The following is a 9,490-nucleotide window of genomic DNA, read 5'->3' as shown; positions in this document are numbered from 1 at the left end:
CGACGACAAGGATCGGGTCGTCGAGCTGGCGCGGATGCTGGCCGGCATGGACTCGACCGAGACCGGTCGGGCACATGCCGAGGAGTTGTTGGCTGTCGCGGAGGCGGACAAGGCTTCCGCTGGAGGGAAGCGGCGGAAGCGGCGGGCCAGCTGACCGCTCTGGTCGGTTGACTGTGGGGCCGGGCCGGGGGCCGGGCTTTAGGTCCCTCTCACCCTGTTGAGTGAAAGCCGGCCACCGATCCGTTAGTCCTAGGTCGACAGTCAGTTGGTCCAAGATCGACAGTCGCTTGTGGCCGGTCACCGAAGCGGTTATCGCACGTCACCCCAACGGCGTGGCGTGCGGATTATCTTCTGTCCATTTGTCACCATCGGTCTCATGAAGCTCACTGGCCTTCTCGCTCGATCGCATCAGAGTCGGCCCGGAGTCACCGGTGTGGCGCGGGTCGACCGGCGCACCGGTGATCTCCTGCGTCGGATCGGGCCCGGTGACGTCGTCGTGCTCGATCAGGTCGATCTTGATCGCTCTACCGCGGACGCACTGGTCGACAGCGACGTCTCGGGGGTCGTCAACGCTTCTCCCTCGATCTCTGGACGGTTTCCGAACCTCGGGCCGGAGATCGTCGTCGGGGCGGGGATCGCGCTCGTCGACGGGGTCGGGGCCGAGGTGCTGCGCGCCGTGAAGGAGGGCAGCAAGCTGCGGCTCCACGAGGGCGGCGTCTTCGTCGGCGAGAAGGAGGTCGGGCGGGGGACCGAGCAGACCGTCGAGTCGATCGCCGACCTGATGATCGAGGCCAAGGCCGGCATGTCCGCCCAGCTCGAGGCCTTCTCCGCCAACACCATCGAGTTCCTGCGCCGCGAGCGCACGCTGATCCTCGACGGCGTCGGCGTGCCGGACCTCGAGGTGACCATCCATGGCCGCCAGGTGCTCATAGTCGCCCCTGGTCACGGGCACGCCGAGGAGCTCGCCGGGCTCAAGCGGTACATCGCCGAGCACCGGCCGGTCCTCATCGGCGTCGACGGGGGCGCGGACACGCTGCACCACAGGGGCTACAAGCCGCACGTGATCGTCGGCGATCCCGACGGCCTGTCGACGGACACGCTGCGCAGCGGCGCCGAGGTGGTCGTCCCCGCGCACATGGACGGGCACGCGCCGGGCCTCGAGCGTGTCCAGGATCTCGGCATCGGCGCGGTCACCTTCCCCGCCTCGGGCAACCCGGAGGACCTCGCGCTCCTGCTCGCCGACGTGCACGGCGCCAGCCTCGTGGTCACCATCGGCTTCCAGGCCACGCTCAGCGAGTTCCTCGACCGCGGCCGCTCCGGCTCCAACCCGTCGACCTTCCTGACCAGGCTCAAGCTCGGCAGCAAGGTCGTCGACGGCACCGCGGTCGCCACCCTGCACCGCAGCCGCGTCTCGCTCGGCGCGGTCGTCGTGCTCGTCCTCGCCGCGCTCGTCGCGGTGCTCGTCGCCGTGGCCGTGTCCGGGATCGGCGGCGCCTACGCCGACTGGGCCGGCGACACCTGGAACAGCTTCGTCACCTGGATCGAGGGGCTCTTCGCGTGATCTCGCTGCGATACCACATCATCTCCATCGCCGCCGTCTTCCTGGCGCTCGCCGTCGGCGTCGTCCTCGGCTCGACGACGCTGTCCCGGTCGCTGCTGTCCGGCCTCAACAACGACAACGACCAGCTGGTCTCCCAGGTCCACGACCTCGAGACCCAGCGCAACGCGCAGAACGCGCGCCTGACCGACGCCGACGACTTCGCCGCCTCGGTGGGCCCGATGGCCGTCCGCGGCCAGCTCGACCGGCGCACCGTCGTGATCATCACGACCGCCGACGCCGACCCGGCCGACCGCGACGCGCTCAAGACGCTCATCACCAGCTCGGGCGCGCGGGTCACCGGCGAGCTGCAGCTCACCGACGAGTTCAGCAACCCGGCGAAGGCCGACCAGGTGAAGGACATCGTCATCCGGCTGCTGCCGGCCGGCGTGCAGCTGCCGACCGCGTCCGACCCCGGCACGCTCGCCGGCGGCCTGCTCGGCCCGCTGCTGCTGATCAGCAAGAAGGACAACCAGCCGCAGGCCTCCCCGCAGGAGACCGCGGCCGCGCTCGCCGGGCTCACCGAGGGCGGGTTCGTCAAGGCCAGCCAAGGCATCCAGCCCGCGCAGCTCGCGATCGTGCTCACCGGCGGCGCGGCCAAGGGCGACGGCGCGGGCGACCGCGCGGCCACGATCGCCCGGTTCGCCACCCAGGTCGACCGCTCGGGGGCGGGTGCGGTGCTCGCCGGGTCGGAGGGCTCGGCGGACGGGACCGGCGCGGTGGGCGTGGTGCGCGCGGACACCGCCGCCACGTCCATTCTGTCCACTGTGGACAACGTGCGGACGCCGGCCGGCCGGGTCGTGACCATCCTCGCGCTGCACGAGCAGCTCAACGACAAGTCCGGCCGCTACGGCAGCGCGGGCAACGCGGAGGCCCCTGCGCCGGGCGCACCGGACGAGTGACGCAGGGTCACCCGCCCGCGTGTCGTGAGAGGAACTCCGGACCAGGTGATACGGTGAAACCCCGTGGAGAGTCAGGCGGGTAGTCCCGCTGCGAACGGTATCGCCAGTAATGGATTCGGACCGAAGGTAACGCCACGGGGGGCGTCCCTGGTGCAACACTCACGCACGACGAAGTATGTGTTCGTGACCGGTGGTGTCGCCTCGTCCCTCGGCAAGGGCCTCACCGCGTCCAGCCTCGGTCAGTTGCTCACGGCGCGTGGCCTGTGGGTCACGATGCAGAAGCTCGATCCCTACCTCAACGTGGATCCGGGCACGATGAACCCGTTCCAGCACGGAGAGGTGTTCGTCACCGAGGACGGCGCGGAGACCGACCTGGACGTCGGTCACTACGAGCGGTTCCTCGACCGCGACCTCGCCGGTCGGGCCAACGTCACCACCGGTCAGGTGTACTCGACCGTCATCGCCAAGGAGCGGCGCGGCGAGTACCTCGGGGACACGGTGCAGGTCATCCCGCACATCACCGACGAGATCAAGGCCCGGATCCGCGGCATGGCCGAGCCGGGCGAGGACGGCAACGCGCCGGACGTCGTCATCACCGAGGTCGGCGGCACGGTCGGCGACATCGAGTCGCTGCCGTTCCTGGAGGCGGCCCGGCAGGTGCGCCACGACGTCGGCCGGGACAACTGCTTCTTCCTGCACGTGTCGCTGGTGCCCTCCCTCGCGCCGTCGGGGGAGCTCAAGACCAAGCCGACCCAGCACTCGGTGGCGGCGCTGCGCAACATCGGCATCCAGCCCGACGCCGTCGTGTGCCGGGCCGACCGCGAGGTGCCCAGCGGGCTCAAGCGCAAGATCGCGCTGATGTGCGACGTGGACCTCGAGGCGGTCGTGGCCGCGCCGGACGCGCCGTCCATCTACGACATCCCGAAGGTGCTGCACAGCGAGGGCCTCGACGCCTACGTCGTGCGCCGGCTCGGGCTGCCGTTCCGGGACGTCGACTGGACCGTGTGGGGCGACCTGCTGTCCCGCGTGCACAGTCCCAAGGAGACGGTGCGGATCGGTGTCGTCGGCAAGTACGTCGACCTGCCGGACGCGTATCTGTCGGTCACCGAGGCGCTGCGTGCCGGTGGGTTCGCCCACCGGGCCAAGGTCGAGGTGGTCTGGGTCGCCTCGGACACCTGCGAGACGCCGGCCGGCGCGGCGGCCGCACTGTCTGGTTTGGACGGTGTGCTGATTCCCGGCGGGTTCGGCGTGCGCGGCATCGAGGGCAAGATCGGCGCCATCCACCACGCCCGGATCAACCGGATTCCTGTGCTGGGCCTGTGCCTGGGCCTGCAGTGCATGGTCATCGAGACCGCCCGCAACCTCGCGGGCATCGCCGACGCGAACTCCTCGGAGTTCGACGAGACCACCAAGCACCCGGTGATCAGCACGATGGCCGACCAGGAGGACGTGGTCGCCGGCGAGCGGGACATGGGCGGCACCATGCGGCTGGGCGCCTACCCGGCCAGGCTGGCCGCGGGGTCGGTGGTGGCGTCGGCGTACGGGACGCGTGAGGTGTCCGAGCGGCACCGGCACCGGTACGAGGTCAACAACGCCTACCGGGCCAAGCTGTCGAAGGCGGGGGTCGTGTTCTCCGGGCTGTCGCCGGACGAGCACCTGGTGGAGTTCATCGAGCTGCCGGCCAAGACGCACCCGTTCTTCGTCGGCACGCAGGCGCACCCGGAGCTCAAGAGCCGGCCGACGCGGCCGCACCCGCTGTTCGCCGGCTTCGTGAAGGCGGCGCTGGCCTACCGCGCGGCCGAGCGGCTGCCGGTGGAGCTGCCCGAGCCCCTCGGGGTCAGTTCGTGACCGAGCCCGGCCAGCACGACTTCCAGGTTCTGTCCTCTGCGGACGTCTACGTCGGCCGGATCCTCGCGCTGCGGGTCGACGAGCTGGCGATGCCCGGTGGCGGCCGGGCGGCCCGCGAGATCGTCGAGCACCTCGGCGCGGTGGCGGTCGTGGCCCTCGACGAGGACGACCACGTGACGTTGATCCACCAGTACCGCCACCCGCTGGGACGGCGGATCTGGGAGCTGCCCGCGGGCCTGATCGACAAGCTGGGGGAGGACCCGGTCGAGACGGCGCGGCGGGAGCTGGTCGAGGAGGTCGGCCTCGCGGCGGGGGACTGGTCGGTGCTGGTCGATGTGGCCGCGTCGCCGGGCTTCACCGACGAGGTGGTGCGGGTGTTCCTGGCCACCGACCTGGCGGCGGTCGACCGCGTCATGGAGGGTGACGAGGAGGCGGACCTGGTGGCCCGCCGCTTCCCCCTCGACGAGGCCGTCCGCATGGTCCTGGCCGGCGAGATCGTGAACGGCGCCGCGGTCGGCGGTCTCCTTGCCGCCCACACGATCCGCACGGTCGACGCGCCCGTCCGCCCCGCCAACGCCCCGTGGCCCGACATGCCGACCCGCCTGCCGAGCCGCCGCGCTAGTCCGCCTCCCCGGGATTGACAGTGTGCGTTGGGTCCCGGCGAATGGTGCGGGTGTCGGGGTGGGTGGTGGCTGGGTGTCGTCACGGTCCCCTGAGGTTCCGGTGGTCGGCGCAGTCGGTGCGGGACTTCGCACGATGATCTACGAGACAGGCCTTAACCCAACACCGATGCCGCGGCCCGCCCCGATCCGCTCGCTACCCCCAGTCCAACTTCAGCCACGATCGGCCACCGACTTACCGATACCGGTGGTCCGTTATTCGCGCGTGATACCGACGTGATACCGAAATGCCACCGACGACTACCCGCCAGTACACACACATGCTCACGTTTTTCCGCGCCCCGATTGAGTTATCGCCGCGCGGGCCACCCGTGACGGCCACTCAGCCGAAGCCGCGGTTTCAGCATGCGGATACCCCCGTCCGAGTGAATTATGAGAGGGAACTCTGACCCCAAGTTGATCGTTGCGCAGATATGGGAGACAGGCACGACGACGGTGCCGAGCCACCGGCCGGAGCAGCAAAGGCTCTGGCTGTGCCTGGTACGGCTGGACGAGCGACGGTTCCGCCGCTCCACCGGACGGTCATGCGCAGTGGGCCGCGGTCGCTCCCGTCGCGGTTGCTCTCCGTAGGCGAAGAGAGGCAGGGAAGTTCCCCCGCCGAGGGGGCTTTTGCGAAGGCACAAGCCAAGCTAACGTGCCCGCTATCAGCTTTCCCGGTTCGCAGGGAGGAGGCGAGGAGCCCATGACCCTGGCGCCGGCGGAGCTTTGAGGCAGGGGAGTCCTCCAGCCCTTCAAGGGTCTGGCCGTCCACCAATCCTGGATCCCAGATTTCCGGCGCCGAAGTTCGATCACTAGCTCGCTCAGGCGAGGGAGGTCGTGTATGGACATCGTCGTTAAAGGCCGCAACGTCGAGGTGCCCGAGCACTACCGAGTGCACGTCGAGGAGAAGCTGATCCGCCTCGAACGGTACGACCGCAAGGTCATCCGCTTCGACGTTGAACTGTTCCACGAACCCAACCGTCGGCAGGCCAAGAACTGCCAGCGGGTCGAGATCACCGGCATGGGCCGGGGCCCGGCCGTCCGCGCCGAGGCGTGCGCCGGCGACTTCTACGCCGCACTCGACGCCGCGGTGACCAAGCTCGAGAACCGACTTCGCAGACTGCATGACCGCAGGCGCGTGCACTACGGGCGCCGTAGCCCGTCCTCCGTCGCGGAGGCCACCGCAGCCGCGCCAGAGACGCCCATGACCAACGGCGAGACCAACGGTCGCGCCCGCACCGCCGTGCTGCCCGCCCGCACCGAGGAGTTCCAGGGCGTCCCCGCAGTACCCGCCCAGCGCTGGGACGGCGCCGAGGACGACAACCTGCCCGGCCGCGTGGTGCGCGAGAAGGAGCACCCCGGCGACCCCATGACGGTCGACCAGGCCCTGTACCAGATGGAGCTGGTCGGGCACGACTTCTACCTGTTCAACGACAAGAGCTCGGGCGTCCCCTGCGTCGTGTACCGCCGCAGGGCATTCGACTACGGCGTCATCAGGCTGGTCTGACGCCGCACCGCGGACCGACTGTCAACGACCGACCCACCGGGTGCCCCCGGGCCAATGTGCCCGGGGGCACCCGAACGTGTGACGAGCCCCGTTGGGCCGCCTCGCTCGTTCCGGCTGCCTGCGGTGACGACTCCGCCAACGGACATGGTCTGGTCGGGGCAACCTCGTCGGCATGGATCTGGTACCGCCTACGATGGCAGGTGACGAGGCGCCCACGGCGGGCGCGCGACAATCCAGCTAGCGAGGTTGACCTGATGGTGCTGTCCCGGATACTCCGCGCCGGTGAGGGCAAGACGCTCAAGACGCTGCGTAAGACCGTGGGTGAGGTCAAGGACCTCGAGGGCTCCGTCATCGACCTGACCGACGCCCAGCTGCGCGCCAGGACCGACGAGTTCCGCAAGCGCTACGACGAGATGCGCGAGGTCGACCCCGACGACGAGGAGGCCACCGACTTCGCGGCGCTCGACCTGCTGCTGCCGGAGGCGTTCGCCGTCGTCCGCGAGGCGGCCAAGCGGGTGCTGGGCCAGCGGCACTTCGACGAGCAGATCATGGGCGGCGGTGCGCTGCACATGGGCAACGTGGCCGAGATGAAGACCGGTGAGGGCAAGACACTTACCGCCGTGCTCCCGGCCTACCTCAACGCGCTCTCCGGCAACGGCGTGCACGTGGTCACGGTCAACGACTACCTCGCCAAGCGCGACGCGGAGTGGATGGGCCGGGTGCACCGCTTCCTCGGCCTCGAGGTCGGCGCCATCCTGTCCGAGATGACCACCGAGCAGCGCCGGCGGGCCTACCGGGCGGACATCACCTACGGCACCAACAACGAGTTCGGCTTCGACTACCTGCGCGACAACATGGCCGGCAGCCTCGAGCAGATGGTGCAGCGCGGCCACAACTTCGCCATCGTCGACGAGGTCGACTCGATCCTCATCGACGAGGCCCGCACGCCGCTGATCATCTCCGGCCCGGCCGACCAGTCCTCGCGCTGGTACACCGAGTTCGCGCGGATCGTCACGCGCATGACGGGCATCGACACCACCGCGATGACGCCGCGCGAGAAGGACGCCCGCGCCGCCGAGATCGCCGCCAAGCACTACGAGGTCGACCGCAAGCGGCGCACCATCGGCGTCAGCGAGAAGGGCGTCGGGTTCGTCGAGGACCAGCTCGGCATCGAGAACCTCTACGACGCCTCCAACACCCCGCTGGTCGGCTACCTCAACAACGCCATCAAGGCCAAGGAGCTGTACCAGAACGACAAGGACTACCTGATCCGCAACGGCGAGGTGCTCATCGTCGACGAGTTCACCGGCCGCGTGCTGTCGGGCCGTCGTTACAGCGAGGGCATGCACCAGGCCATCGAGGCCAAGGAGAAGGTGGAGATCAAGGCCGAGAACCAGACGCTCGCCACGATCACCCTGCAGAACTACTTCCGGCTCTACACCCGGCTCTCGGGCATGACGGGTACCGCCGAGACCGAGGCGGCCGAGTTCTACAACACCTACAAGCTGCACGTGGTGCCGATCCCCACGAACCGGCCGATGGTCCGGCACGACCGCACCGACCTGATCTACAAGACCGAGGAGGCCAAGTTCGAGGCGGTCGCCGAGGACATCGCCGAGCGGCACGAGAAGGGCCAGCCGGTGCTGGTCGGCACCACCAGCGTCGAGCGGTCGGAGTACCTGTCGAAGCTGCTGGTGAAGATGCAGGTGCCGCACAACGTGCTCAACGCCAAGCACCACGAGAAGGAGTCGGCGATCGTCGCCCAGGCCGGGCACCGCGGCGCCGTCACCGTGGCCACCAACATGGCCGGTCGAGGCACCGACATCATGCTCGGCGGCAACCCCGACCACCTGGCCGAGGAGGCGCTGCGCGCCAAGGGCCTCGACCCGGTCGAGACTCCCGAGGAGTGGACCGCGGAGCTGCCCGCGGCGCTGGAGCAGGCCAAGGACGAGGTGCGCGCAGAGTCGGAGGAGGTCCGCGACGCGGGTGGGCTGTACGTGCTCGGCACCGAGCGGCACGAGTCCCGGCGCATCGACAACCAGCTGCGTGGCCGGTCCGGCCGTCAGGGCGACCCGGGCGAGTCCCGCTTCTACCTGTCCCTGGGCGACGAGCTCATGCGGCGGTTCAACGCGCAGTTCGTCGAGCGGGTCATGGTCACCATGCGGGTGCCCGATGACCAGCCCATCGAGGCCAAGATGGTCACCCGGGCCATCCGGAGCGCGCAGACCCAGGTCGAGCAGCAGAACTTCGAGGCGCGCAAGAACCTCCTCAAGTACGACGAGGTGATGAACCAGCAGCGCAAGGAGATCTACGCCAACCGCATGCGCGTGCTGCAGGGCGAGGATCTGCGCGAGCACATCGACCGGATGATCGAGGAGGTCGTCGGCGACTACATCCAGAAGGCCACCGCCGGCGGGTACGCCGAGGACTGGGACCACCACAAGCTGTGGACGGCGCTCAAGGAGCTGTACCCGATCACGCTGAGGTGGGACGAGCTCGTCGACGAGATGGAAGACCGCGGCGACGACCTCACGGCCGAGAACCTGCTGGAGGCCGTGCTCGAGGACATCCGCAAGGCCTACGACGAGCGCGAGGTGTCCGTCAACAGCCGCGTGCTGGGCCCCGACGGCAAGCCGACGGGCGACGGCATGCGCCGCCTGGAGCGGCTGGTGATGCTGGACGTGCTGGACCGCAGGTGGCGCGAGCACCTGTACGAGATGGACTACCTGAAGGACGGCATCGGCCTGCGAGCCATGGCGCAGCGCGACCCGCTGATCGAGTACCAGCGCGAGGGCTACGACATGTTCAACACGATGCTCGACGGCCTCAAGGAAGACTGCATCATGCTGCTGTTCCGCGCCCAGGTCGCGGAGCCGGAGGCCGCACCGCCTGCGCCGCAGGGCGCGCCGGCGGCACGCGTGGCCCAGGCCGCGGCCAGGGCGGCGCAGGCTGTTCAGGTTCAGCAGCCGACCCCGCC

At 69.5% G+C, this 9,490-nt stretch carries 6 protein-coding genes; all 6 read left to right on the top strand.

Annotated features, from left to right (window positions below; translation table 11 throughout):
- Nucleotides 1-376: 376 nt before the first annotated feature.
- A complete protein-coding gene (gene steA / locus VGD70_RS29230; protein ID WP_331086977.1) occupies nucleotides 377-1,561 on the top strand; it encodes a putative cytokinetic ring protein SteA in 1,185 nt (394 codons plus the stop codon).
- The gene (locus VGD70_RS29225; protein ID WP_331086976.1) at nucleotides 1,558-2,499 is read left to right on the top strand and encodes a copper transporter; all 942 of its coding nucleotides are present in this window, start codon (nucleotides 1,558-1,560) and stop codon (nucleotides 2,497-2,499) included. Before steA ends, VGD70_RS29225 begins: the two co-directional genes overlap by 4 nt.
- Nucleotides 2,500-2,649: 150 nt before the next feature.
- Nucleotides 2,650-4,347: a CTP synthase gene (locus tag VGD70_RS29220; RefSeq protein WP_331086974.1), complete on the top strand. Its 1,698-nt coding sequence runs from the start codon at nucleotides 2,650-2,652 to the stop codon at nucleotides 4,345-4,347.
- Nucleotides 4,344-4,988 (top strand): NUDIX hydrolase, encoded by a 645-nt coding sequence (locus VGD70_RS29215; protein WP_331086972.1) that lies wholly within the window; start codon nucleotides 4,344-4,346, stop codon nucleotides 4,986-4,988. The genes VGD70_RS29220 and VGD70_RS29215 overlap by 4 nt, the downstream gene beginning before the upstream one ends.
- 859 nt (nucleotides 4,989-5,847) lie before the next feature.
- Nucleotides 5,848-6,513: a ribosome hibernation-promoting factor, HPF/YfiA family gene (hpf, locus tag VGD70_RS29210; protein ID WP_331086970.1), complete on the top strand. Its 666-nt coding sequence runs from the start codon at nucleotides 5,848-5,850 to the stop codon at nucleotides 6,511-6,513.
- A 254-nt stretch (nucleotides 6,514-6,767) separates the two neighbouring features.
- Nucleotides 6,768-9,490: preprotein translocase subunit SecA (secA, locus tag VGD70_RS29205; RefSeq protein ID WP_331086968.1), on the top strand; the 2,723-nt coding region annotated here is incomplete at its 3' end.

Origin of the sequence: Actinophytocola sp. (assembly GCF_036402745.1) — a bacterium.
In the GTDB taxonomy this organism is placed as follows: Bacteria; Actinomycetota; Actinomycetes; order Mycobacteriales; family Pseudonocardiaceae; genus Actinophytocola.
The sequence above is the reverse complement of the archived record's forward strand: the minus strand, read 5'-3'. Positions and strand labels throughout refer to the sequence as shown.